This window comes from Aeromonas sp. 2MA4 (assembly GCF_029237305.1).
Lineage (GTDB): Bacteria > Pseudomonadota > Gammaproteobacteria > Enterobacterales > Aeromonadaceae > Aeromonas > Aeromonas salmonicida.
The window spans coordinates 80,176-103,722 of record NZ_JAACFY010000014.1 but is presented as its reverse complement, the minus strand read 5'-3'; the positions used below and the strand labels follow the sequence as shown (position 1 = coordinate 103,722).

Genomic DNA, 23,547 nt, shown 5'->3' with positions numbered 1-23,547 from the left:
CTCAGTTACGAATAATTTAATGTAGTGTGTACCTCATTCAAGCGAACTCAATTTTTATCTGCAATTCTCTTGAGTAACCGGATGAGAATGCACCTTGAAAGATTGTAATTAAATTCAAGTTAGCACCGAAAGTAACATCTAAACATGCAGTACCTTCATAGCTTTGCCCTGAGTTGTTATTTTTGATAATGTGTTCCGCCAATGCTTTTAGCTCTGGAAATGCCGTAATTTTATATAATGACTCTGATGCTCTTTCTACATCAAAAACACCACGCAGTTTCATATCAAAGCTAAATATATCTCTCCTCTTTAAATTCAGTCCTAGTTTTGGCGCCAGAGAAATAACTTCTTTACTAATTGCAAGGTCTGCTTCTACAGAAGTTTCAGTTTTATCTGATATATATATTCTATTCGCATTTAGATTTAGGAATGTCTTTATTATTCCATCTTTGACATTTTCCCACATACATTGTGAGTAATTAGATAGTTTGATAGGGCGGTTTGAATTATCTATAGTGTAGATACCTACATCTAGGTTATCTAACCCCAAAGCGTTTGCAACAGATTCAGCATCACAAACGATTATGTCAGAATCATCTGAATCCATGTTTTTTATTATTTGCTCAAACTGTTCATTTAATTTGAACATCCCTTTAAAGATTTCGTGATTATATTCCACCTCTCCGTCAACAACAGTTTTTTTGGGTACTATAACTGATTGTGAAAGCAGATTAACCCGTTGATGTTTTTTGCAAGAACTGATTTTTGGAACTTCCTTTATTTGTAAGGTTTTTTTGCTGGTAGCGGCTTGATATAAAATGTTTACAGCGTAGGCTATATTAGCCTTAGATGCGAAGTTTTTTATATTCCAGAGAACCGTATTATAGATATCTTCTGGAGGGGTAAATTCTTTATTGATGAAATTAATGAAGTCAGTATTCTCTCCATCAACTGTCACATAACCATTGTTAGAGTTTGGTGTATTAGAGACTAATAATATATCCATGGCTATCCCTAAATTGATTCAGTTAAAGATGAGAGTGAGGAGTTCTTATCCATAATAACTTACATCACTCAACATATATTTTTCATAAATCTACTTGACCAACTTGCTCTCCATCACACCTTGCTTGCCCTCTTCTTCACTGACCTGGCTCAGCTTGGAGCGAGCCATCAGCAGGCCCATCTTGACCTCCTGCCAGACGTAGTAGTTTTTACCCGCCTCGGTGCTGAGGGTCAGGGTGGCATCGTTCTCCGACTTGGAGGTGATGGTGTGGCTGCCCGGCGTCACCTGCTTGAGGATATAGCTGTGGGCCACCGTATCGCCTACGGCAAAGCCATCCACCAGCACCGGCATTTTGACGGCAGTGCCGAAGGTCTCGTTGCGATAGATATAGAGGTTGGCCGCATCCTTGGGCGCCACAAACTGCTTGGCCTGCACGTCTGCGGTGGCATCAGCCATGGGTACGGAAGCACAACCGGAAAGCAGCGCCGCCGACAGCAGGGCGGCACCCATCATTATTTGCCTGAACATAGTTTTTGTTTTTAGTGGGTTAATGGGGTTTAAAGGTTCGCATGGGGCTTGGTTGGCTGGCAATTGCCCATTGCCGTTCAAGCCGTGACCCGCTTCTCTTTTCCGGGAATTAATCGAGGCCGATATGCAACGTCTCTCCTCGGGCTGGCCAGTTGCTGCGATAGTGGCGAGAGGATGACTTTTCTGGAGAGAGACAATGCAGGCATTGATCACCACGGCTCACCACACCGATTATCCCAATCCCATCGCCTTTCGAGCCGGGGAACGGGTGCGCATCGGTCACGAGGATGACGAATTTCCGGGCTGGGTGCGCACCTTGACCACAGACGGCAACGAGGGATGGGCGCCCCTGTCACTGCTGACCCTTGCCGCAGAAGGGGAGGCGCTGGCACAGCAGGATTACACCGCCCGCGAGCTGGATGTGGTGGTGGGGGAACGGGTACGGGTGGAGCGCGAGCTGGCAGGCTGGCTTTGGGTACATAACGAAGCAGGGCAATCAGGCTGGATACCGGCAAGCGCCATCGCGCCAGTCTCTTGAGGTCGTTGATGGTGGCGGGTGAGGTGTTGTGATCACCCGCCGGAACGATATGGCACAGCAGACAGACGGATCCAGTGTGAATGCTGCGCTGCTCTCTCAATCAAGAGGAGGAGTTTTTCCCTGTCGCATCAGCTGATAAATCAGACGGCCATGTTCTTTGCGATAGATGTCACTGTGCGCGCCACCACCACTTAGATAGGCGTTCTCACTGATGAGACTGCTCGCATCGATATAGGTGATGTTGCTGCGGGCTGAGCCGCTGACACCGAACAGGTTACCGTGATGATCGGCGAAGGCGCAGCGAATAAGGGTGTTGGTATTGGAGCAAATATCTGCATAGCTCCTGGCATCGCCGGCATAGCCTCCCCCGGGCGCCTTGCTCATGGCTTGGTCATTGATCGATGCCGTCAGCGCTACCTGCTTGACCAGAGGGCAAAATACCGTCGCTGAGGTCGATGTGGCGTTATCGGTCAGCTGGGTCAGTTTAAAGGCTCCTTGCAGGTTGATCAGGTTATCAATGCCCGCAGTGGGGGGCTGGTAGTGATCCTGATAAATGGCCGGACCAAAGCAGGCAGCCACATTGGAAGCGCGGCTGCCAAAGCTATGGCCAATCAGCGAGGTCGTGAGTTGCGCTTGCTGGGCTTGAGGCAATGCGGCTTTTACTTCCGGCAGTGTCTGCTGTATCAGCACTCCCAGCCAGCTCAGGCCGAGTTCGTCGGCGTCGCCGGCCTTGGTGGGGAAGCTGGTGAGTCGATAAATCGGTTCAATCCAACTGCTGCTCCATTGGCTAGGCCAGGTGACACCGATAACCAGGGGATTGAAATCGGCAGGGGCACTGCGTTTCACATTGAGCATGATGGAGTTGAAGTTGCGAATGGCCTCTTCTTGCACCGTATTCCAGCCCATGACAATGACCACAATATCGCTGTAAGGCTTGCCTGTGTTGGCCTGCGTCATCAGGCGCTGAATCATGCTCTGTTTTAACAGCTTCAGGGCATCCCAACTGTCGTCATAACCACAGACCTCTTTATCCTGGCAACGCCGATGCGTGGTGGCCATCGGTAGCATATTCTGCTCGGCGCAGGGTTCAACCAGCTGGGATTGTGCGGGCTCCAGTCGTTGATAAAGGTTATACAAGGCACAGGTATGGTTTTCGGCGGATTGGGGCTGGGCCTGCTCTCGCAGAATATGCGAGATATACAACAACTTGGGCTGGTTTAATAATGCGTCTGTTGATGTCTTTAAGGTCTTCTCTGAGGGGGTACTGACCTTCACGCTTTGCGGTGTAGAGACCAGATCTCGCGGGCTTTTTTCCACGCCAATCAGATAACCATCAAAACGCAAACTCAGTTCATCCGGATAATAAAGAACAGAGTGATACAGCATTGTGGTTTCACCATCCGTACTCAATTGCTTTTCTGCCGAGGCAAGCCGGCGTTGAGGGGTATTGGTACAACCCTGTAATAACAGACAGACGATCAGAAGGATTTTCCCGTACATGATTCACTCTCCTTGTTATATGGCACCCCGATGAGGGTAGTCCGTACAGGTGAGTAGATGTAGTGGAAGGGGTTGAGCCACCCCCTATTCATGGCGATCCCCGTGCCGATAGCGTGCATGCTCCCATGACGCGGCGTGGGGACGGAGGTAGAGCGTAGAAACCCGGCCGCCAGACGGGGCGCAGTGGCCGGGTGAATTGTAAAGAGTAGGGTGACAGGGAAAGGGATCAGCCTAGTCTAATCAACTCGATGGGCGCGTAGCGCTCTTGAGTGTTTGCCAGCAGTACACATTTCTCATGCTCCGCCTGATAGGGGGTCATGTTGTCGGTGTGGGCCTCTTTCAGAATGTCGACGGCGCCGGTGGCGGCAATCATCACACGCTGACCCAGCTTCAGCGCATTGCGGTTTCGGTCATAGATTTTCATGGCACTCTCCTTTTCTGGTGTTGTACCCAGTTGGATGCCCGGGCTGCGGGATCAGCCTACGCCCCTGAAAAAGCGTGATGCATGTTACAGATCAAAAAAGAGCCAAAGAAGGACTCAGGGTGCCGGCAGCCTCGAGTAAATCTGGGACATCCATCTTTCTGAGTAAGCCGTAGCCAGGTTGGTGATAGGTAAAAGATGGGTGTCCCAATATGCAGCTTCCTGTCTATGGGCATACCTTGTCGCGGCGGTTGTGGGGTGGGGGTGATACTGCAGGGGGATGCGCTATAGTGGTGCCGCTCGTTTAACTGCCTTCAACCAACCGAGAACGCACCATGAACCGTGATATTGCTGCCCAGTTTATCAAGATGTTGACCAACCTCGACCTGTGCCTGGCCAAGGCCGCTGCCCATGCCGAGGCGAAGCAGTTCAATGTGGAGAACTTCTTCGGCGATCGGCTGATCGTCGACATGCTGCCACTCAGCAAGCAGGTGCTGATCTGCTGCGATTCGGCTCGGGCCTGTGTCGCCACCGCCAGTCACGGCGAGCAGCCCGTGATGGGGGATGAGCCCAGGACAATGGCGGATCTGCGCGCCCATATCGGCAAGACCATCGCCTTTTTGCAGAGCAAGCTGGATGCCGATTTCAGCCAGTTCGAGAGCGGTCGCTACGTCCCCCACTGGGCGGGCGGCAAGGGGATGGACGGTCATACCTGCGTGCATGAGTACGCCATCCCCAACTTCTATTTCCACCTCACCATGACCTATGCCCTGCTGCGCCGGGCCGGGGTCGATCTCGGCAAGCGGGATTATCTGGGCGCCATCAAGCTGCAATAAGCCGCACTCAGGTACGAAGCAGTCTGCCTGCTGGCAGACTTTTTTTATCCGCAAACGGGGGGAAGACAGATCTGTCGGCATGGCCGCTGGCGACGGCTCTGGGCATAAAGGCGTGGTCTTCGACTCGCGCGGGGTTACAATCCAGCGTCAAAGTAGAAAGGGTAATAAAAACATGAAGATTCGAGTAATTATGTTGGCGGCCTTGCTGTGCCATGGCGCCGTGCAGGCGCAGGAAAGCGTTGCTGCCAGCTGGCCCGACACCCCCGTCACCCGTCTCAAGGCGCAGGCGCTGCTGCAGACCCTCAATGCCACCCTGCTCAGCAACCCGAGCGCCACCGTCACCCTGCAAAACTGGTGCGCCGACCACCAGATGGCCGGTGAGCCGCGTATCCGCGCCCTGCGTGATCAGCGTACCCGCAAACCGGCCGATGCTGCCGTCCGCGAGCAGCTCAAGATCGCGGCCGATGAGCCCGTCGGCTATCGCCGGGTACAGCTCGCCTGCGGCGATCATGTCTTCTCCGAAGCGGACAACTGGTACGTGCAAAGCCGCCTCACACCGGAGATGAACCGGCTCCTCGACACCAGCGATACCCCGTTTGGCCTGGCCGTCAAGGCGCTGAACTTCAGCCGCCGTACCCTCTCTTCCACCCTGCTGTGGGCGCCCCTGCCGGCCGGTTGGGAGATGCAGATGCCGACCCTCACCAGCAGTGACCAGCCGCTGGCGATCCCCGAGCGGGTGCTGCAGCATAGCGCCATCCTCTCACGGGGTGATGGCGTACCGTTCAGCCTGGTGGTCGAGACCTATCGCCGCGATCTCTTCGCCTTCCCGCTGGACAACGCTCTCGGCCGCTGAGCCCGGATGGCGGCCGGGCGCACCTAGGCAGCTAGCAATAAAAAAGCCTGCCAGCTGGCAGGCTCTTGCGTGGGCACCACTCAGCCCGGCGGGATCTCGGGTTCGACCAGGGCGGCCAGCTGGGTCAGGGATTCCTGCCAGCCGAGATAGCACATCTCCACCGGTATGATTTCGGGGATCCCGGCCTGCTCGATGGCAAGCTCGGTGCCGCAAAGCACTCCGGTCAGGCTGATGGTCACCTGCATCATCCCTGGCAGGTTGGGGTCGTCGAAGCTGTCGGTGTAGCGGATGCGCTTGCCGGGTTCGAGCTCGAGGTACTCGCCACCGAAGGCGTGGGCATGCCCGCAGGCAAAATTGCAGAATGACATCCGAAACGAGCCGCCAACTCGAGCCTCCAGCTGCGCTACCTGGCAGGTAAAGCCGTGGGGCGGCAGCCACTTGGCCAGCGCATCCGCCTCGATAAAGGCCCGATAGACCCGCATCGGCGGAGCCTTGAGCACCCTGTGCAGTCGTACTGTTCCCGTCGTCATGATCAACTCCTCCTGATTGAGATCCGCATCAAGGATAGCCGCCAGTGCTGGGTCATTCCGGTATGACAAATCTGGCAATTCTGGGGCACCCATCTTTCTGGACAGGTCATAGACAAGCGAGCTGTTGATAACTGGGTTGGTGATGGGCGAGAGGGTAACCGAGCCTGTCACCGCAATCTGATCGCTCTTGCAGGACAAGCGCCTTGTGCAAGAGAAATAGAGCAAACAAAAAGATTGTCCCCAAACGCCTGCCAAAACGCCTCGCTCCTCCAACATGCCTCAAAAAGCCTCCCTTCCATCACCCAGCCCGGATCCCCTTGTCCGGTGCAGTGTCATGGTTTGACGCTGTGAGTGTGGGCGGATGCAGAAGATGTTGTGGGTGACAGAAGCGGGATGGCCCATCAAGGGAATGCGTTTGCAGACCCCTTGCAGAATGAGCCCGTCGCCTCCGGCTGCTTGGTGTTGCACCGGGTCAATAACCTTGCTGATACAGCCGCGACGCGGGCTGCAGGGGTGCCAATGGACTGACCAAGAAGACGGATTGTCAGCTGAGCCAGCAGGATCATGGTCGACGAACGTCAGATGTCGGGCTGGCTTTGCAGCATCCAGGTGGTCGATTTCATCAGCGAACCGCTCTTGCTCCGTTATATCGAGGGGGTTGTCTGTGCGTTGGAGAACAGACCAGACCCCGGATCCGGAGCACCATCACCACGGCATGGGTCGTTTATGTCATCCAATATGCAACATTTAGGAGAAAGAAATGACCATGGGAACCATTCTGCTGATCGTTCTTGTCTTGTTGTTGATCGGCGTCATTCCAAGCTGGCCGCACAGCCGAGGCTGGGGTTACGGCCCAAGCGGCGCCATTGGACTGGTGCTGACCATACTGCTCATCCTGGTCTTGCTCGGCAAGATCTAGGCAACCCAGCACCGGAGAAACCACCACATGATACAAAGCAAAGCTATCCTCATCGCCATCTCGCTGCTCCTCACACTCGGGGTGAGCGGATGCGACCAACCAGGGTCGGCCGAACAGGCCGGCAAGAAAATTGATGACGCTGCCAGCGAGACTGGCGAGAAAGTCGATGCAACCGTCGACAAGTATGAAGACAAGATGACTGAGCAAACTGCCAAAAGTGCCCAGTCCTGGAATGACACCGAAGTGACGGCCAAGGTCAAAGCCGAGTTCCTCAGCGAACCTGGTTTGAAGTCAATGGACATCAGTGTCAACACTGTCCAGGGTATGGTCACTCTGACCGGTACTGTCGATTCGCGAATCAACAGCGACAAGGCCAGTGCCCGTGCGATGGCCATCAGCGGCGTCAAGGGTGTCGTTAACCAGCTCGTTGTCACGGCTGTCCAATAACGCCATCGCTCATCAGCACCCAAGGAGAACACCATGGAAGTGCAAAAGGCATACAAGGAAAAGTTGAATGCTCAGCTCAATGAGTGGAGCAGTCAGATCAATCTGCTGGAAGCCAAAATGGAAAATATCTCGGCCGACCTGAAAGTCAAACGGGCGAAAGAGATCCAGGCTTTGCGTGCCAAACAGCACGCTGCCTCCGACAAGATGGATGAGCTCGGCAAGGCAAGCGGTGAATCCTGGGAGCAGGTCAAGTTGACCGCTGACAAGATGTGGAGCGACCTGAAGACTGGTCTGGCCGAAGCACAGTTGAAATTCAAGTAAGCACTGCGTTTTAGGTCTTTGGGCCAATCTGGCCCGGTTGCGAAAATCAGGCATAAAATCATCATCCCCGCTTTCGCGGGAATGATGATTCTCTCATCTTGCCGCACACGCCGGTGACTGCGCGCTTTACTGACATATCCCATCAAGGCCGGCGCGGTTCAGCGACGGGTCGAATAGATACACACCACAGCACTACATCAGTCCAGGTCTGTGGAAGAGAGCTCCCACTTGTTTGGCCCGCGATCCAGTACGCCTTTCCTGCTTCCATCACCGACGTCAGGCCGTAGGGGAGTGGCAAGATACTTCCTGAGCGTAGCGTTTGTTTTTCTTGGATAAACCAAATGAGTGGCCTCGTATAAGCATTTTGCTGGAAATCGTTCAAATCAGGTGGGGCCTAAGGGCTTCAAAAGTGGCCACTCTCTTCGCATGCTGCTTCCTCACTTGAGGGGAGTAACTGATGTCGTGATGGACGTTCATACTGCGATGGCTATGGTAGCGGATATTACTGGCGTTGCTCAGCGGCCTGTTGTTTACGATCTCTTTTCCCCTGTTCCCGTACGTCTTCTAGTGGTCAATGCTCAGAGAGAATGAGCTCCTGGTCTGGGTTCAGGGGCACGCCTTTGCCTAGCTGGCCCTGCCCATGCCGGGGGGTATCTGACTTGTTTGCGTCCTCTGGTCACTGTTTCTGCTGACGCCGTCGCGCTTTGCTGCGCTCTGGTTATGGCAAACCTGTGACTCTGCTTTTCTGACGGCGACTACCTCGACCCGGCAGATGCAGGAGATCGTCTATTCCTCGATCCGGTTCACTGGTTGCGGCTCTCATCCTTGTTGCGTATCCGCCGTCAGCTTCTTTCGCTAACACTGTGATTTTTCAGTGGATTGGTAAGGATTTGATCAAGGTTGAGGTTATTGCAGCCATTCGCTCATATAATCGCCGCCATGAAAATGATTCGGATGGATTCGATGGTCACGCTGATGGCGGCCCTGTTCGGGCTGCTCTGCACCAGTCTGGTATGGGCGGCACCCACACCTTTTGTCGCCATTCCGACCGGCCCGTCAGCGGCCAGTGCGACAACGACCCGGGTCGGCATGGAGCCGCTGCTCTCCTGGTTTACCGGCGAGTTTTCCAGTCGCGAGCAGGCCGGCTATGACACTCGTTTCACCAGCGCCGAGCTGCGGCTGGTGGAGATTTGGCCAGGTTATCAAGGCTTTCGCTGGGTCTATGCCGAGCAGTTCCTGACCGAGCGCTCGGTGCGCCCGTTCCGTCAGCGTATCTACCGTTTTTCTCCCGTGCCCGATGGCCGCATCCTGATGGCCGAGCTGACCATGCCCAGAGCCGTCGACTTTGCCGGTGCCTGGCGCGACCCCGGACTGCTTGACTCCCTTACCCCGCAACAGCTCTCCCTGCGCCAGGGCTGCGAGGTCTGGCTGAGTCGTCAACCCTCGGGGGAGTATGCAGGCCACAGCAAGGTCGGCAGCTGCGCCACCAACTTCGGCGGTGCCAGCACACTGGTGCAATATCTCTGGGTCGGTCCCGACAGCGTCAGATTGCTGGATCGCGCCTACGACAACGAGGCCCATCAGCGCTGGGGCAGCCCGGGTGAGGGTTATGTCTATCTGCGCAAGGTGAAGCAGCGCGGGGAGTAGACAACCCCTCCACTCGTGTTGTCCTGCTGTGATGTCAGAGCTTGAACAGCGGCCGCAGGCGAATGCCGATCAGGCTGCCGGCCAGGGCCATCAGCATCCAGACCCAGCCGTGCAGGCTGCCCGACGCCGTACCATCGAAGAAGCCACCCAGGTTGCAGGCGCTGTACATGGCGCCCATCCCCATCAGCAGGCCGCCCAGGATGGATGCCAGGCTGTTGCCGAGCCGCATCGGGGCGAAGTTGCCGCCACCGCTGATGCAGCGCGCCAGCATGGCCCCCAGGATCCCCAGCCAGAACATGCCGACCATGGGGTTGATAAAGAGCGGCTGGGCCAGTTTCGGGTTCCCCTCGAACAGGCCGAACAGGGAGGCGCCGCGCAGCGCCATGTCATAGACGGCGCCCGTGATGGTCCAGGCCGAGCCGTGCAGGGCGACCACGGAGGAGTTGAGCAGGGCGATGAGGATGCCGCCGGTCAGCACGGTGAAGCGGCCGTCGCGCCAGAACAGGTTGCCACCGCTGAAGAGGGGCTTGAGCTCGCCGGTGCGTTTGAGTTCGCTGTTGCGAAACAGCAGGAAGAGCACGGCGACCAGCGCCAGGTTGAGCAGCATGCCGCTCCAGAGATTGCCGGTCAGATCCTTGGCCAGCACCACCTGGCTGGAGAAGGTAGCCTCCAGCTCGGGGCGGAACTGGTTGCTGATCAGGGTGCCGATGCCGTAGCAAATCAGCACCAGCCAGAAGCGGGGTTGCCCCTCGCCGCAGCAGTAGAGGGTGCCGGTGGCGCAGACGCCGGCCAGCTGCATGCCGATGCCGAACAGGAAGGCACCGACGATGAAAGGAATACCGATAGCCATCACGTTACCCACCATGGCATCGCCAAACAGGGCGTGGCTAAAGGAGAGGAAGCAGGTGAACAGCAGCATTTCGATGGCGATGGTGAGCAGATGAACCCGCACATAGTAGCTGTTGCGCTTGGTCAGCATTTCGCGCCAACCGAAGACGATGCCGAAGCGGCTGAAGGAGAGGGTGAAGCCGAAGCCGAATCCTAACAGGGCCATCAGGGCCCATTTCATACCAAAGGTGTTGCCGAGCCAGAGTAACGCTCCCCCCGCGAGTACCACGATGGGGAGCGACCATTTTCGATTCATCTTGTTGTTTCCTGTGCGTCATGTGTGAGTGGAAGCCGTGCATCCTATTCCCACATTGAGTCCGATTCCAGCGCGGATCCGCGCCTGTGGCGGAAAATGAAAGCAAAACCTCATCCAGATCAATTCCTGGCAAGGGCCCATGGCGAAATGAGTATGAATCTATTTCAGGGGCTGGAAATAATGGTGTGACGAGTGTGAAACTAATTAAATGGAAAAAGATGAATTTAAATTTTGCGCCCTAGAATGCTTTTGGGTAGAATCTCGGCGTGTTATCAACAGATGGAAGGATATTATGGAAAGCGACAGTTGTAGCCGATTGCAAATCGCGATGTGGGCTTGCCAGAGCTGAGGTTGATATCCTTTCTTCCCCCTCACTCTGATTGCTCAGAGTGCAGCATAGAGTGCAACATCTATATGAGTCACCTTCGACTCTCACAACCGCCAAATCCCGGCCTTCATCAGGGATTGCCGTTGTAAATCTGGATTGTTCTGCTCACCTGCAAGCCATGCCGCCTCGCGACCCCTGCAATTGAACGCTTCATCATGCGCCCCGGGTGCTGCCCGTCAGGGCCGCCACAGCGTCGGAACCGTGCATCCGTTCCGTGGCCGGGAAGTGATCGAGCGTAAAATAACAAGATGGACAATACCATATTGAAAACAGATTGGTTTTCGATAGGACTGGTTGCGAAATAAAATAATTGACGTGATTGCTCAATATATTCCGGTCGTGGCAAAGGTTGCGCCGTAATATTTCCATGGGGCGCGGTTTTCTCCGTTATATTCACCCGCCCGGCATCGCTGACATTATTCCATGACCGATATCCAGTTATTTCAAGCTGTCGTTATCCTTATTTCCTTTATGGGTGTATGCCGCTCTGGTGGCGGGATCACCGGACTCGTCCGCCGATAATACAGACCCGTTGGGTCATGCTCGCCAACGACAGCGTATCTGGCTGTCAGTGGCCGCGCCCGGCCCTCTCTCCACCCCACTCGGAGGATATCGTATGACCGAAGAGCCCAAGCCTCGACCCTCGGGGTCCACGCTTCCCCACGCCTGATCCCCCTGCGGGTAACAGGATGCGGAGTCCTGATCCCTGATAGCCCCTACTTGCTGGCAAGCGTGCCCGACAGACATGCCGTCTGGCGGCAGCCATGCTGCGCCTGCGCCAACCGGGGGCCCATTGCCTGTCTCACATCAGTACTGACGCCTGGCCTGGCCCGCGACAGGGCCTTGCTGCAAGCGAAAATCAGGATAAAGAGTCATGAAACAACAACATACCGCCAGCCGGCACAAGCAAATGGGATTCGTCTCCCCAGGCCGTGCCAATGAGAAGCTCTCCTCACGAGTGCTCGACGAGGCCGACAAGTCCCTCGAATACACCCTCACTGCCGTGCGCGGCAATATCGACGGCCTGACCTCGACCGAGGCGGCCAACCGTCTGGTCCAGTTCGGCCCCAACGAGGTGACCCACGACAAACCGCCCCATCCGCTGATCCAGCTGATGCAGGCGTTCAAGAACCCCTTCGTGATGGTGCTGATCGTGCTCGGACTGGTCAGCTACGTGATGGACGTACTGATGGCCGAGCCGGGTGACGAGGATTGGGTCAAGGTGATCATCCTCGGCGTCATGGTCAGCCTGAGCGGCCTGCTCCGCTTCTGGCAGGAGTACCGCTCGGCCAAGGCGGCCGAAACCCTCAAGTCGCTGGTGCGCAACACCGCCACCGTGCTGCGCCGCCCTTCGCCGGGAGCCCCCTCCCTGCGCAAGGAGGTGGCGATGGTCGAGCTGGTGGCCGGTGACATAGTGCACCTGCAGGCGGGGGACATGATCCCGGCCGACATCAAGCTGATCGAATCCCGCGATCTCTTCATCAGCCAGGCGGTGCTGACCGGCGAGGCCCTGCCGGTGGAGAAGTACGACACACTGGGAGCCGTGGCCGAGAAGTCGGCGGCCGGCAGCAGCACGGGGGAGGTGGGCCTGCTCGACCTGCCCAACATCTGCTTCATGGGCACCAACGTGGTGAGCGGCACCGCCAAGGCGGTGGTGGTGGCGACCGGCAGCGACACCTACTTCGGTTCGCTGGCCCGCAACGTGGTAAGCCACAAGCGCATCGAAACCAGCTTCGATAGGGGTGTGAACAGCGTCACCCGGCTGCTGATCCGCTTCATGCTGGTGATGGTGCCCGTGGTCTTCATGCTGAGCGGCGTCAGCAGTGGTGACTGGATGTCAGCGCTGACCTTCGCGCTGGCAGTGGCGGTGGGGCTGACCCCGGAGATGCTGCCCATGATAGTCTCCGCCAACCTGGCGCGGGGCGCCGTGGCCATGGCCAAACGCAAAGTGGTGGTCAAGCGGCTCAACTCGGTGCAGAACTTTGGCGCCATGGACGTGCTCTGCACCGACAAGACAGGCACCCTGACTCAGGACAAGATCATCCTGGAGCACCACTACGACGTGCGCGGCAGCCGGGACGACAGGATCCTGCAGCTGGCCTGGCTCAACAGCTATCACCAGAGCGGCATGAAGAACCTGATGGACATAGCCGTGATCGAGCACGCCGATGTGCTGGGTGACAGCTGCAAGCCGGGCAACTACAGCAAGGTGGATGAGCTGCCGTTCGACTTCGTGCGTCGTCGCCTATCGGTAATAGTGCAGGACGATCTGGGCCAGCAGTTGATGGTCTCCAAGGGGGCGGTCGAGGAGATGCTCTCCGTCTCCAGCCACATCGACGACGGCAAGCAGATCCGCGAGCTGGATGAGATTGAGCGCCGTGCCCTGCTGCGCCGCAGTGAGGAGTACAACGCTGATGGTTATCGGGTGCTGATAGTGGCGACCCGCGATATCCCGGCTGCCGAGTGCAAGCAGAGCTACCGCACCAGTGACGAGGCCGGGCTGGTGGTGCGCGGCTTCCTCACTTTCTTCGATCCGCCCAAGGATTCAGCCGCCCCGGCCATCCGTGCGCTGAATGACTACGGCGTGGCGGTCAAGGTGCTGACCGGTGACAACCCCATCATCACCAGCAAGGTGTGTCGCGATGTGGGGCTGAATCCGGGGGTGCCGCTGCTCGGCAAGGACATAGAGGTGATGGACGACGTGGCCCTGTGCACAGTCGTCAAGCACACCACCATCTTCGCCAAGCTCACTCCGCTGCAGAAGTCGCGGGTGGTGAAGGCGTTGCAGGCCAACGGCAACACGGTCGGTTTCCTCGGTGACGGCATCAACGACGCCCCGGCGCTGCGGGATGCGGATGTGGGGATCTCGGTGGACAGCGGCGCTGACATCGCCAAGGAGACGGCCGACATCATCTTGCTTGAGAAGAGCCTGATGGTGCTGGAAGAGGGGGTGGTCAAGGGACGCGAGACCTTCGGCAACATCCTCAAGTACCTCAACATGACCGCCAGTTCCAACTTTGGCAACGTCTTCTCCGTGCTGGTCGCCTCCGCCTGGCTGCCCTGGGCGCCCATGCTGGCGATGCAGATGCTGATCCAGAACCTGGTGTATGACGTCTCCCAGATGCTGCTGCCCTGGGACAAGATGGATCCCGAGTTCCTCAAGCGTCCGCGCAAGTGGGAGGCGAGCAACATCAAGCGCTTCATGCTGTGGCTCGGCCCGACCTCCTCGGTGTTCGACATCAGCACCTTCTGCCTGATGTGGTTCGTGTTCGGTGCCGGCGCCATGTATGCCACCGCCAACGGCAGCATGGATCCCCTGGTCAACGGTCAGGCCATCATGAACTCTGGCTGGTTCATCGAGGGGCTGGTCTCCCAGACCCTGGTGGTGCACATGCTGCGAACCCGCAAGATCCCCTTCCTGCAGAGTACGGCTACCCTGCCGGTGCTGTTGTCGACCTCCATCGCCATCGCCATCGGCTGCTACCTGCCATTCTCGCCGCTGGCGGAGCACTTCGGCTTCATCACCCTGGAGGCGCCCAGGTACTTCATGTGGCTGGTGATCACCATGCTGGTCTACATGGGGCTGACCCAGGCGATCAAGACCATCTACATCAAGCGCCACGGTCAGTGGTTCTGACGGGATAAGCCTGGCCATCAAGCACCACAGTTGGTGGTGCCCGGTGTGAACCAGACTGTCATGCGGGTCTTTATTCGTGTGAACGCAAAGAGGGATGGCTCAGGCCATCCCTCTTTTTCATGGGGCCGGGAGGAGATCAGTGCGGGACCAGGGCATAGGCCTCGCTGGCCATGCCGGTCAGGATGGAGAGGCTGACGGCGCCGAACAGCAGACCCGTGACCAGATTGAGCGGGCGCTGGATCCGGCCAAGCAGGCGCTGGGCCCGCGGGGTGGAGAGGCTCCAGGCCAGCACGCCGAACCAGACCAGAGAGAGCAGGAACAGCTCCAGCACCAGCAGGCCGCGCGTCAGCCCATCCACCTGCGGCGTCACCATGGCCGCCAGCAGTCCCATGAAGAACAGCAGCGCCTTGGGATTGAGCAGATTGGTGGCAAGCCCGCTCCCTATCCCTTTGCGCCAGCCTTGCTGCTCACCGCCAGCCTTGAGGGCCAGAGTTGCCGAGCTGTGCCAGGCGGCCTTGAGCGCCCCCCAGCCGAGCCAACCCAGATAGAGGGCGCCGACCACCTTCACCGCCATGAAGAGCCAGGGATGTTCAGCGATCAGCAGGCTGATGCCGGTCAGGCTGAGGGTGGCGTGCAACAAGATGGCAAGTGCTATGCCGAGCGCAGCCCCCAGTGCCGTGGGCCTGTGCAGGCTGGTACGCAAGATCAGCGCGAAGTCCGGCCCAGGGCTCGCCAGGGCGATCAGGTGGATGAGACCTATGGTCAGAAACAGGCTGGTGAACATGGTGAAACCTCGATAACGGTATGAGGTGACAGCATGGGGGATCAGGGCGGGGAGGCGATTGTAAAAGATTGCATCTGCTGCCGGTCATCGACCGGGCTGGGCTGTCATGGACCTGGCTAGCCGGGCTGGCCCGTAAAAGACTGCATCTGCTGGCGGTAATCGGCGGGGGTCAGCCCGAATGCCTGCCGGAAACCGTGGTGGAAGTGGCTCTGATCGAAGAAGCCGACCGCCAGCGCCACCTCGCTCACCGGCAGGCCGCTGCCGAGCAGGCGCTTGCCCTGCTCCAGTCTCAGTCGCTTGAGCCAGGCATAGGGGGTCATGCCGGTCTTTTTCTTGAACTGACGAAGGAAGGCGAAGCGATCCAGCCCGAACAGGGCGGCCAGATCCTCCAGGCTGTGGCGCTCATCCAGTCGGGCCAGCAGATAGTCGCGCAGGTATCTGAGCTGGGGATCCGCCAGGGCGTGGCGCTCCGGCGCTATGTGCAGCAGCTCGCCGAGCAGGGCCAGCAGCTGACTCTCCGCCAGCAGGCCGTCTGGCTCGGGACCGTCCAGATACATGTGCAGCCGGGCGAAGCCCTGATAGAGGTCGGGACGGCTCTGCAAGCCCTTGTCGAAGAAGGGCTCTGGGCTGTCCGGCAGCCAGCGCGCCAGCTGTTCGGGTGCGATGGCAAATACCCGTACCTCGTACCCTTCCGGCAGCAGGCTGAGGCCGTCGTGCATCTCGTCCGGGTTGACGGTGGAGAGCTCGCCGCGCACCAGATTGTGGCTGCTGCCCTTGTGGATGAATTTCTGGCCGCCCTGCTGCACCAGACCTATGTGATAGTCCAGGTGAACGTGGCGGCCATAGCTGAACTCCCTGTGATGGGAGTGGGAGAGTTCAACCCCCGGCAGCAGCCGGGATTGCCAGTAGTGGATGCGGGATTGGGGAGCGCTCATCGGCTATTGATAACCTGAAACCTGAATATTGGCTTGTAGATTATTGCAGTGTCGACGCAGCCATGCCGTCAACCCTGACTGGCAGCCCGGCGCCGCTTGCCGCTGCGCAGTCCGTCCAGGCTGAACAGCACAAGCGCACTCCAGATGCAGCCGAAGGTGATCAGCTTGTCCGGTGTCAGCGCTTCCCCGTACAAGGTCACCGCCAGTATGAACATCAGGCTGGGGCCTATGTACTGGAAGAAACCCAGGGTGGAGAGCTTGAGACGGGTGGCAGCTGCGGTGAAGCAGAGCAGGGGCGCCGTGGTGACGGCACCGGCGGCGATCAGCAACAGATTGAGGTGCCAGTCGTTCTCTGTCATATGGCTGGTGGGGCTGTCGGCGAATCCCCACAGGTAGATGGCGGCCGGCGGCAGCATGATCATGGTTTCGATCAGCAGGCCGGTGAGGGCATCGAGGGCCAGCTTCTTGCGAATGAGGCCGTAGATGGCAAAGCTCGAGGCCAGTACCAGGGCTATCCAGGGCAGTGAGCCGAAGGCGATGAGCTGGACGGCGACACCGATCACCGCCAGTCCCACGGCCCACCACTGCAGGCGACGCAGCTGTTCGCTCAGAAACAGCATGCCGAGCAGCACGTTGAACAGCGGATTGATGTAGTAGCCGAGGCTCGCATCCAGCATGTGGCCGTTGTTGATGGCCCAGATAAAGAGCAGCCAGTTGCCGCCGACGGTGACCGAAGTGAAGGCCAGGGTCAGCAGCACTTTTGGCTGGCGCAGCACGGCCTGCACCTTGTGCCACTGGCGCCCGAGCAGGGTCAGCACCATCAGCAGAACGCAGGACCAAATCATGCGGTGGGTCAGGATTTCGGCGGCCGGTACGGCGGAGAGGGTTTTGAAATAGATGGGGGCGAGACCCCAAAGGGTATAGGCGCACAAGGCATAGATGATGCCCTGACGCTGAGCTTGTTGCTGCATGCGTGAATGTTGCCTTATGGCTTGTTGGGGGGTGATGGAGATCACAGGGCAATGAGTGTAACGAGTACCGTAGCGGGATCAAAGAACCATGTTTTTATGTGAATTATTTTGCTCAAAAAAACTGAAGGATCTATGTTTTGAGTAATATAATTCTCATAATATAAAAGGCGTCATAATTTTGAGCAAAATAATTCACATGGCGAGGTGTGATGGAACTGACTATCCAGATTTATGGTGAAAAGGGGTGGTGCGATGCAGCCCGTTTGCGGCTGAATGAGGGAGGGAAGCGCTCGGCCCGGCTCGCCTATGAGTTTGATTATGCCCTTGAATATCTGCATCAGACACAGGGATGGCACGCTTGTGCCTTGAGGTACCCCATTGAGCTGATGATCCCTCATGATGGTGGCTGGTTTCGTTTTCTCGATGACATTATGCCAGCGGGTAGTGCGCGCCGTTACTGGGTCAGGCAGCTCGACATCGGACATTTGGGTGAAGAGGGACAAGACCGTACCCTTCTGGCTCTCGGTACTATTGCTCCGATCGGAAACTTGCGCATCAAGGAGGCTGTAGAGAGAGTCGCGGCTCAGATACCCGAGCAGAGCCAGGTCACGCAACTGCGCTTCCCTGTGGCGATGGTATTGGAACGTGATACCGACTTTCTGGAATATGCCCAGCAGATGGGGGCCGCCAGCGGTGGTGCGACTGGGGCCGGTGGAGAGGCTCCCAAGCTGTTGTTGCGGCAAAATCGCAATCAGGAGGTGTGGATAGACACTTTTCAGGATGATCCCTACTGCCTGGATGATTTCTATCTGGTCAAGTTCCCGCGTAACAATCGCAGCGCCATTGACCAGGATATCCTCAGAGCTGAGTATCACTATTATCAAGAACTTAATGCCTTGGGGATCGATACGATTCCGATTCATGGCATGCGTCTTGACGAAGGGAGCAAATACCCTTCGTTGTGGCTTCCCCGCTTTGATGTAGCGGTGCAGGAGCAAAAACTGGTTCGCTTCGGAGTGGAATCTGTCTACAGCGTGATGGACGCAGCTCCAGGCTCGGACCTTAACCATCTGGATATTCTCGATACCTTGCTGCCCATGCTGGAGGGTGAGGCCCGACAGCGTAACACTCGTTTTAACGGCTCTGCATTTGTGATCGAGTGGGTCAGACGTGACTTACTCAACGTGGTCTTTGGAAATTCGGACAACCATGGCCGCAATACGGCATTGCTCAAGAGCGACGAGGGGATCTGGCTCGCGCCAGTCTACGACTTTGCCCCCATGAAAGCCGATCCAGAGGGGATCCGTCGCACGACACAGTGGGGGTTGGGGCTCGAAGAGGGAGGGCAGTTTGATTGGGTAGCCATTGCGCAACGTCTGTCACACCGGGTTGAGCCTGACGTCTTGTTGGCATCGTTGACCGAGCTGGCACTAAGGCTCAAGGGGTTACCGGAACGCTTAGCTCGACGTGGAGTACCCGTTTCCATCCTGACTATGCCGACATTCAATTTCAATACGCTCGATGAAAGGCTGACAGTCTGGATTGAGCAGTGGGGGGCATGAGGATGAAAAAACTATCTATAGAGGAGCGTGAGGAGCTGCTGCGTGAACTGTTGGTCAAGTTGCATCGTGGCGTCATCCACGAAGGCGACCTGCTACGCAAGTTGCGCAAAGAGATGCTAGGGATGGATCAGGAGGGCTATGCCAGTCTAATTGGCATCAGTCGACGCACCTTGTCAGCAATCGAACGCAATACTGCCACTCCTTCAATGAAGACGGTCGATCAGGTATTCCGGCCATTTGGATTGAAGATGAGGCTGACACCATTGAACTTGGGTTTGCAAAAACAGGTTGCCGATCAACTGGTTGATAATGAGTGGGAGTGATCAACGCCCACGACGAATCTTCTCGACGTCCATCAGCAACCACAGCATGAGTGCGATGGCGGAGATCCACGGACCCCAGGTCACATAGGCCTCACCCTGCCCCAAGAGGTAGAACAGCAGGGGCAGTCCTATCACCAGAAACAGTACACTTCCCAGAAAAAATAGCATTTTTATCTTTATATTTAAGGGCTTGTCTATTTGACGATTATATCGATTGAGGCGTGCGATGAAAGGGCAAAAATGAAAAAGGAGGATTTCTCCCCCTATTTCACGAATGAGCGTCATTTCTGATGCTATTCGAGCTGGATCCAGGTGCTTTTCAGCTCGGTGTACTTCTCCAGGGCGTGCAGTGACTTGTCGCGGCCGTTGCCGGATTGCTTGAAGCCGCCGAACGGCATCGTCATGTCGCCGCCATCCCAGTTGTTGACGAAGACGGTGCCGGCACGCAGGGCGCGGGAGCCCTTGATCGCCTTGTTGAGGTCAGCGGTCCAGATAGCCGCCGCCAGGCCGTAGTCGGTGTCGTTGCCAAGGGCGATCGCTTCCTCCAGCGTATCGAAGCCGGTCACCGCCAGCACTGGGCCGAAGATCTCCTCGCGGAAGATGCGCATCTCGGGCGTCACCTCGTCGAAGATGGTGGGTTCGATGTAGAAGCCACCGCTCTCCATATTGGTGCGCTTGCCCCCCAGCAGCAGCTTGGCCCCTTCCTGCTGGCCGATATCGATGTAGCGCAGCACCTGCTCCATCTGGATGTTATCCACCATGGCGCCGATGCGGGTGGCGGGATCGATCGGGTTGGCCGCAATCCATTCGCGGGCATGGGCCAGCAACCGTTCCATAAATTGCGGCTTGATGCTGTTTTGCACCAGCAGGCGAGAGGCGGCGGTACACACCTCACCCTGGTTGTAGAAGATGGCGCCGGCCGCACTCTTGGCGGCGGCGTCCAGATCCGGCGCGTCCGCCAGTATGATGTTGGGGCTCTTGCCACCACACTCCATAAAGGCGCGCTTGAGGTTGGACTTGCCGGAGCACTCCACCAGATGTTTGCCGATCTTGGTGGAGCCGGTGAAGGTGATGCAATCCACGTCCATGTGCATGGCCAGCGCCTCACCCACCGTATGACCAAAGCCCGGCAACACGTTGAAGACCCCATCCGGAATGCCCGCCTCTTTCGCGATACCTGCGATGCGCAGGGCGGTGAGGGGGGATTTCTCGGAGGGCTTGAGGATGACTGAGTTACCGGTCGCCAGCGCCGGGCCCAGCTTCCAGCAGGCCATCACCAGCGGGAAGTTCCAGGGCACAATGGCGGCGACCACGCCGAGGGCCTCGCGGGTTACCAGCGCCAGGGCGGACTCTTCCACCGGTGCGACCTGATCGTAGATCTTGTCGATGGCTTCGGCGTTCCAGGCGATGCAGTTGGCGGCGGCGGGAGCGTCATACCCCATGGCATCGCTGATGGGCTTGCCCATGTCCAGCGACTCCAGCAGTGCCAGCTCCACCTTGTTCAGACGCATCAGGTCGGCGAAGCGCTGCATGATCAGCTTGCGCTGTTTCGGGGCCAGCCCGCTCCAGCGTTTGTCATAGAAGGCGGCACGGGCGGCCTGCACCGCCAGCTCGGCATCGGCGGCATCGCAGGCGGCGACCTTGGTCAGTAGCTGGCCATTGGCCGGGTTGATGCAGTCGAAGGTGGCGCCATTGATGGCATCACGGTAGCTGCCGTCGATGAAGGCTTGTGAGGGCAGGGTCAGATGGGCGGCCTTGTGTTGCCACTGGGCCAGAGTCAGGTCACTCATGTTCACTCCTTGAACCGGCAAAGAATTGGTATCCGCGTATCAATATGCTAAACATACCGCCGCTTGTAAATCCACTATGTAACATTTTATTAAACAGTTGAGGCTGTTCCCGTCAGGAACTGGCCGGGATGCTTTGCCTGAGAGCAGCTCGAACACGGTTCAATGATGCTGCCTTGCGACTCTGTGTGGCTGATGTGATCTGTTCGAGAGCAGCCCGAATTCTGTCAAATGGCGGCTTGGAAACTGGCCGGCGTGACTTGCCCGAGATCAGTCCGAACTCTGTCAAATGGCGGCTTGGAAACTGGCCGGCGTGACTTGGCCGAGATCAGCCCGGACTTTGCCAAATGGCGACTTAGAAACTGGCCGGCGTGTTGGCCGAGATCAGCACGCACTCCTGCTCGCCCACGTTGCGAAAACGGTGCGGCGTGCGGCTGTCGAAGTAGTAGCCATCACCCGGTGCCAGCTGGTGGGTCTGCTCGCCAATGGTCACCTCGACCGTCCCCTGAATGACGATGCCGCACTCTTCCCCTTCGTGGCTCAGCATGTCGTCACCCGTGTCTGCGCCCGGCGGCAGTATCTCCTGCATCATGCCGATGGCACGGTTGGCGCGGCTGTGGCCCACCAGTCGGTAGCTGATGGGATGGGTGCCAAGGTCCGGCATGTCGCTGGCGCGGAAGATCACCTCTGTCCCCATCTCTGTCTCTTCGGTGAAGAAGCTGGCCAGGGACATGGGAATGCCTTCGAGTACCTTGCGCAGCGATGACACTGAGGGGCTCACCTGATTTTTCTCGATCTGGGAGATAAAACCGTTGGTCACACCGGAGCGTTTGGCTAGCTCGCGCTGGGAGAGGGCCGCCTTGGTGCGAACCGCCTTGAGGCGGTGACCGATATCCATCAATAGACACTCCTTGACTGTTTACTATTATTAAAATTGTGTTAAATATCTTATACCACCCCGGTCGGGGTGACACCAAGCAGGGCAATATTGAGCCCTTTTTTATGGATTCAGGTGTTTAATTTAATAGGCATAAGCCGATAGTTACTAAACACCTTAAGGATGAGGTGACCATGAAACCGATCAGCGACATCAATACGCCCTCCGACATGTCCGCCTTCTGGATGCCGTTCACCGCCAACCAGCAATTCAAGGCGGCGCCGCGCATCCTGAAGTCGGCAGAGGGGATGTATTATCACTCAGAGGATGGCCGCAAGATACTGGATGGCACTGCCGGGCTCTGGTGTTGCAACGCGGGCCATGGTCGCCGCGAGATCGCCGAGGCGGTTTCCCAGCAGATTTCCCACCTCGATTTTGCTCCTACGTTCCAGATGGGGCACCCCTTGCCGTTCGAGCTGGCCAACCAGCTGGTGGAGATAGCCCCCCAAGGGTTCGCCCACGTCTTCTATACCAACTCGGGTTCCGAATCTGTGGATACGGCGCTGAAAATAGCGCTGGCCTGGCAGCGGGCGCGGGGACAGGGTACCCGCACCCGGCTGATTGGTCGTGAACGGGGCTACCATGGAGTGGGCTTTGGCGGCATCTCTGTGGGGGGCATTCCCGGCAATCGCAAGTGGTTCGGCTCCCTGCTGACCGGGGTGGATCATCTGCCCCACACCCTCAATATTGCCAAGCATGCCTTCACCAGGGGATTGCCCGACGAAGACCTGACCCTGGCCGACGAGCTGGAGAAGATCGTCTTCCTGCACGATGCCAGCAACATAGCGGCTGTCATCGTCGAACCCATAGCCGGCAGCACCGGTGTCATCATGCCGCCCAAGGGGTACCTCAAGCGGCTGCGGGAGATCTGCACCAAACACGGCATTCTGCTGATCTTCGACGAGGTGATCACCGGCTTCGGTCGGCTCGGTTCCCCCTTCGCGGCACAGGAGTTCGATGTCATTCCCGACATGATCACCTGTGCCAAGGGGCTCACCAATGGCGCCATCCCCATGGGGGCCGTGCTGGTGCAAAACCACATCTATGACGACATGATGGCCGCCGGCAAGGGCGCCATCGAGCTGTTCCACGGCTACACCTACTCGGGTCACCCGGTGGCCGCCGCCGCCGCGCTGGCGACCCTCGACATCTACCGCAACGAAAACCTGCTCACCCGCGCCGCCGATCTGGCGGGCTACTGGGAGGAGGCGGCCCACTCCCTCAAGGGCTGCAAGCATGTGAAGGATGTGCGCAACTACGGGCTGGTGGCGGGTATCGAGCTCGAGTCCATGCCCGATGCCCCTGGCAAGCGTGCCTATGAGGTGTTCGTGCGCTGCTTCGAGAAGGGGGCCCTGGTTCGCGTGACAGGGGACATCATAGCCCTGTCGCCGCCGCTCATTATCGAGCGCAGCCAGATCGACGACCTCTTCACCCTGCTGCAGGATGTGTTGCAGACCCAGGACTGACCTTTTTCACCTTGTTTCATGGCGCCCGCGGCTTGTCGGGCGCCATCTCCCTGTGCCCGGCCCGTAG

The 23,547-nt window shown here is 57.7% G+C and carries 23 protein-coding genes; 11 read left to right on the top strand and 12 right to left on the bottom strand.

Going from position 1 to position 23,547, the window contains the following annotated elements; genetic code table 11:
- Positions 1-37 precede the first annotated feature (37 nt).
- Together GWQ31_RS14980 and GWQ31_RS14975 are read right to left on the bottom strand one after the other, a co-directional pair.
- The gene (locus GWQ31_RS14980) at positions 38-1,006 is read right to left on the bottom strand and encodes a hypothetical protein (RefSeq protein WP_275909687.1); all 969 of its coding nucleotides are present in this window, start codon (positions 1,004-1,006) and stop codon (positions 38-40) included.
- Between the two features lie 90 nt (positions 1,007-1,096).
- A complete protein-coding gene (locus tag GWQ31_RS14975; RefSeq protein ID WP_275909686.1) occupies positions 1,097-1,534 on the bottom strand; it encodes a DUF2846 domain-containing protein in 438 nt (145 codons plus the stop codon).
- Positions 1,535-1,730: 196 nt separating this feature from the next.
- On the opposite strand from GWQ31_RS14975, the gene GWQ31_RS14970 reads away from it, so the two are divergent.
- Positions 1,731-2,072 (top strand): ligand-binding protein SH3, encoded by a 342-nt coding sequence (locus tag GWQ31_RS14970; protein ID WP_169047188.1) that lies wholly within the window; start codon positions 1,731-1,733, stop codon positions 2,070-2,072.
- Between the two features lie 96 nt (positions 2,073-2,168).
- Here GWQ31_RS14970 and GWQ31_RS14965 read toward each other — a convergent pair whose 3' ends face one another.
- Together GWQ31_RS14965 and ydfZ are read right to left on the bottom strand one after the other, a co-directional pair.
- Positions 2,169-3,572 carry a hypothetical protein gene (locus GWQ31_RS14965; RefSeq protein ID WP_169047189.1) on the bottom strand — a complete coding sequence of 468 codons (1,404 nt, stop codon included), beginning with the start codon at positions 3,570-3,572 and terminating at the stop codon, positions 2,169-2,171.
- Positions 3,573-3,798: 226 nt separating this feature from the next.
- Positions 3,799-3,996 carry a putative selenium delivery protein YdfZ gene (gene ydfZ, locus GWQ31_RS14960; RefSeq protein ID WP_265431981.1) on the bottom strand — a complete coding sequence of 66 codons (198 nt, stop codon included), beginning with the start codon at positions 3,994-3,996 and terminating at the stop codon, positions 3,799-3,801.
- A gap of 332 nt (positions 3,997-4,328) precedes the next feature.
- Between ydfZ and GWQ31_RS14955 the strand changes: the two genes are divergently transcribed.
- Complete coding sequence (locus GWQ31_RS14955) at positions 4,329-4,829, top strand: DUF1993 domain-containing protein (RefSeq protein ID WP_111589570.1); 501 nt, start codon at positions 4,329-4,331, stop codon at positions 4,827-4,829.
- Positions 4,830-5,016: 187 nt separating this feature from the next.
- Entirely contained in the window at positions 5,017-5,682 is a 666-nt protein-coding gene (locus tag GWQ31_RS14950; RefSeq protein ID WP_169047657.1) for a hypothetical protein, read from the top strand.
- Between the two features lie 80 nt (positions 5,683-5,762).
- Here the strand turns inward: GWQ31_RS14950 and GWQ31_RS14945 are convergent, their stop codons facing one another.
- Complete coding sequence (locus GWQ31_RS14945; protein WP_275909685.1) at positions 5,763-6,212, bottom strand: SRPBCC family protein; 450 nt, start codon at positions 6,210-6,212, stop codon at positions 5,763-5,765.
- A 766-nt stretch (positions 6,213-6,978) separates the two neighbouring features.
- Between GWQ31_RS14945 and GWQ31_RS14940 the strand changes: the two genes are divergently transcribed.
- The 4 genes from GWQ31_RS14940 (at position 6,979) to GWQ31_RS14925 (ending at position 9,546) form a co-directional block, all read left to right on the top strand.
- Positions 6,979-7,131 carry a DUF3309 family protein gene (locus GWQ31_RS14940; RefSeq protein WP_196764779.1) on the top strand — a complete coding sequence of 51 codons (153 nt, stop codon included), beginning with the start codon at positions 6,979-6,981 and terminating at the stop codon, positions 7,129-7,131.
- 27 nt (positions 7,132-7,158) lie between these two features.
- Positions 7,159-7,578 (top strand): BON domain-containing protein, encoded by a 420-nt coding sequence (locus GWQ31_RS14935; RefSeq protein WP_005320002.1) that lies wholly within the window; start codon positions 7,159-7,161, stop codon positions 7,576-7,578.
- A gap of 33 nt (positions 7,579-7,611) precedes the next feature.
- On the top strand, positions 7,612-7,899 hold the full coding sequence (locus tag GWQ31_RS14930; protein WP_275909684.1) for a hypothetical protein: 288 nt from the start codon (positions 7,612-7,614) through the stop codon (positions 7,897-7,899).
- Between the two features lie 963 nt (positions 7,900-8,862).
- The gene (locus tag GWQ31_RS14925) at positions 8,863-9,546 is read left to right on the top strand and encodes a chromophore lyase CpcT/CpeT (protein WP_005319994.1); all 684 of its coding nucleotides are present in this window, start codon (positions 8,863-8,865) and stop codon (positions 9,544-9,546) included.
- Between the two features lie 34 nt (positions 9,547-9,580).
- Here the strand turns inward: GWQ31_RS14925 and GWQ31_RS14920 are convergent, their stop codons facing one another.
- Positions 9,581-10,690, bottom strand: a complete 1,110-nt coding sequence (locus GWQ31_RS14920; RefSeq protein ID WP_275909683.1) for a YeeE/YedE thiosulfate transporter family protein — start codon at positions 10,688-10,690, stop codon at positions 9,581-9,583.
- Between the two features lie 1,262 nt (positions 10,691-11,952).
- Here GWQ31_RS14920 and mgtA point away from each other — a divergent pair.
- Positions 11,953-14,715: a magnesium-translocating P-type ATPase gene (mgtA, locus tag GWQ31_RS14915; RefSeq protein ID WP_275909682.1), complete on the top strand. Its 2,763-nt coding sequence runs from the start codon at positions 11,953-11,955 to the stop codon at positions 14,713-14,715.
- A 136-nt stretch (positions 14,716-14,851) separates the two neighbouring features.
- Here mgtA and GWQ31_RS14910 read toward each other — a convergent pair whose 3' ends face one another.
- The 3 genes from GWQ31_RS14910 to rarD all read right to left on the bottom strand — a co-directional run bounded on the left by GWQ31_RS14910 (position 14,852) and on the right by rarD (position 17,405).
- On the bottom strand, positions 14,852-15,499 hold the full coding sequence (locus GWQ31_RS14910; protein ID WP_265422393.1) for a LysE family transporter: 648 nt from the start codon (positions 15,497-15,499) through the stop codon (positions 14,852-14,854).
- 116 nt (positions 15,500-15,615) lie between these two features.
- Positions 15,616-16,434, bottom strand: a complete 819-nt coding sequence (locus GWQ31_RS14905; protein ID WP_058395615.1) for an AraC family transcriptional regulator — start codon at positions 16,432-16,434, stop codon at positions 15,616-15,618.
- A gap of 68 nt (positions 16,435-16,502) precedes the next feature.
- Complete coding sequence (gene rarD / locus GWQ31_RS14900; RefSeq protein WP_087756736.1) at positions 16,503-17,405, bottom strand: EamA family transporter RarD; 903 nt, start codon at positions 17,403-17,405, stop codon at positions 16,503-16,505.
- Between the two features lie 209 nt (positions 17,406-17,614).
- On the opposite strand from rarD, the gene GWQ31_RS14895 reads away from it, so the two are divergent.
- On the top strand, positions 17,615-18,967 hold the full coding sequence (locus tag GWQ31_RS14895; RefSeq protein ID WP_021138673.1) for a HipA domain-containing protein: 1,353 nt from the start codon (positions 17,615-17,617) through the stop codon (positions 18,965-18,967).
- Between the two features lie 2 nt (positions 18,968-18,969).
- Positions 18,970-19,290, top strand: a complete 321-nt coding sequence (locus GWQ31_RS14890; protein WP_034523574.1) for a helix-turn-helix transcriptional regulator — start codon at positions 18,970-18,972, stop codon at positions 19,288-19,290.
- On the opposite strand, the gene GWQ31_RS14885 is transcribed toward GWQ31_RS14890, so the two are convergent.
- From GWQ31_RS14885 to GWQ31_RS14875, 3 genes are all read right to left on the bottom strand, one after another.
- Entirely contained in the window at positions 19,291-19,458 is a 168-nt protein-coding gene (locus GWQ31_RS14885) for a hypothetical protein (RefSeq protein WP_265461551.1), read from the bottom strand.
- 125 nt (positions 19,459-19,583) lie between these two features.
- On the bottom strand, positions 19,584-21,080 hold the full coding sequence (locus GWQ31_RS14880) for an aldehyde dehydrogenase (protein WP_275909681.1): 1,497 nt from the start codon (positions 21,078-21,080) through the stop codon (positions 19,584-19,586).
- A gap of 352 nt (positions 21,081-21,432) precedes the next feature.
- Positions 21,433-21,975, bottom strand: a complete 543-nt coding sequence (locus GWQ31_RS14875; protein ID WP_265461553.1) for a cupin domain-containing protein — start codon at positions 21,973-21,975, stop codon at positions 21,433-21,435.
- Positions 21,976-22,148: 173 nt separating this feature from the next.
- Here GWQ31_RS14875 and GWQ31_RS14870 point away from each other — a divergent pair, with 173 nt between their 5' ends.
- Entirely contained in the window at positions 22,149-23,480 is a 1,332-nt protein-coding gene (locus GWQ31_RS14870; RefSeq protein WP_275909680.1) for an aspartate aminotransferase family protein, read from the top strand.
- Positions 23,481-23,547 lie beyond the last annotated feature (67 nt).

What these genes read in the sequence shown, in the direction of transcription:
- GWQ31_RS14980 (WP_275909687.1), bottom strand. Translation starts at nt 1,006, where the DNA reads ATGGATATATTATTAGTCTCTAATACACCAAACTCTAACAATGGTTAT.
- mgtA (WP_275909682.1), top strand. Translation starts at nt 11,953, where the DNA reads ATGAAACAACAACATACCGCCAGCCGGCACAAGCAAATGGGATTCGTC.
- GWQ31_RS14920 (WP_275909683.1), bottom strand. Translation starts at nt 10,690, where the DNA reads ATGAATCGAAAATGGTCGCTCCCCATCGTGGTACTCGCGGGGGGAGCG.
- GWQ31_RS14880 (WP_275909681.1), bottom strand. Translation starts at nt 21,080, where the DNA reads ATGAGTGACCTGACTCTGGCCCAGTGGCAACACAAGGCCGCCCATCTG.
- GWQ31_RS14890 (WP_034523574.1), top strand. Translation starts at nt 18,970, where the DNA reads ATGAAAAAACTATCTATAGAGGAGCGTGAGGAGCTGCTGCGTGAACTG.
- GWQ31_RS14925 (WP_005319994.1), top strand. Translation starts at nt 8,863, where the DNA reads ATGGTCACGCTGATGGCGGCCCTGTTCGGGCTGCTCTGCACCAGTCTG.
- GWQ31_RS14910 (WP_265422393.1), bottom strand. Translation starts at nt 15,499, where the DNA reads ATGTTCACCAGCCTGTTTCTGACCATAGGTCTCATCCACCTGATCGCC.
- rarD (WP_087756736.1), bottom strand. Translation starts at nt 17,405, where the DNA reads ATGCAGCAACAAGCTCAGCGTCAGGGCATCATCTATGCCTTGTGCGCC.
- GWQ31_RS14895 (WP_021138673.1), top strand. Translation starts at nt 17,615, where the DNA reads ATGGAACTGACTATCCAGATTTATGGTGAAAAGGGGTGGTGCGATGCA.
- GWQ31_RS14965 (WP_169047189.1), bottom strand. Translation starts at nt 3,572, where the DNA reads ATGTACGGGAAAATCCTTCTGATCGTCTGTCTGTTATTACAGGGTTGT.
- GWQ31_RS14955 (WP_111589570.1), top strand. Translation starts at nt 4,329, where the DNA reads ATGAACCGTGATATTGCTGCCCAGTTTATCAAGATGTTGACCAACCTC.
- GWQ31_RS14970 (WP_169047188.1), top strand. Translation starts at nt 1,731, where the DNA reads ATGCAGGCATTGATCACCACGGCTCACCACACCGATTATCCCAATCCC.
- ydfZ (WP_265431981.1), bottom strand. Translation starts at nt 3,996, where the DNA reads ATGAAAATCTATGACCGAAACCGCAATGCGCTGAAGCTGGGTCAGCGT.
- GWQ31_RS14875 (WP_265461553.1), bottom strand. Translation starts at nt 21,975, where the DNA reads ATGGATATCGGTCACCGCCTCAAGGCGGTTCGCACCAAGGCGGCCCTC.
- GWQ31_RS14905 (WP_058395615.1), bottom strand. Translation starts at nt 16,434, where the DNA reads ATGAGCGCTCCCCAATCCCGCATCCACTACTGGCAATCCCGGCTGCTG.
- GWQ31_RS14945 (WP_275909685.1), bottom strand. Translation starts at nt 6,212, where the DNA reads ATGACGACGGGAACAGTACGACTGCACAGGGTGCTCAAGGCTCCGCCG.
- GWQ31_RS14940 (WP_196764779.1), top strand. Translation starts at nt 6,979, where the DNA reads ATGGGAACCATTCTGCTGATCGTTCTTGTCTTGTTGTTGATCGGCGTC.
- GWQ31_RS14930 (WP_275909684.1), top strand. Translation starts at nt 7,612, where the DNA reads ATGGAAGTGCAAAAGGCATACAAGGAAAAGTTGAATGCTCAGCTCAAT.
- GWQ31_RS14870 (WP_275909680.1), top strand. Translation starts at nt 22,149, where the DNA reads ATGAAACCGATCAGCGACATCAATACGCCCTCCGACATGTCCGCCTTC.
- GWQ31_RS14975 (WP_275909686.1), bottom strand. Translation starts at nt 1,534, where the DNA reads ATGTTCAGGCAAATAATGATGGGTGCCGCCCTGCTGTCGGCGGCGCTG.
- GWQ31_RS14935 (WP_005320002.1), top strand. Translation starts at nt 7,159, where the DNA reads ATGATACAAAGCAAAGCTATCCTCATCGCCATCTCGCTGCTCCTCACA.
- GWQ31_RS14885 (WP_265461551.1), bottom strand. Translation starts at nt 19,458, where the DNA reads ATGCTATTTTTTCTGGGAAGTGTACTGTTTCTGGTGATAGGACTGCCC.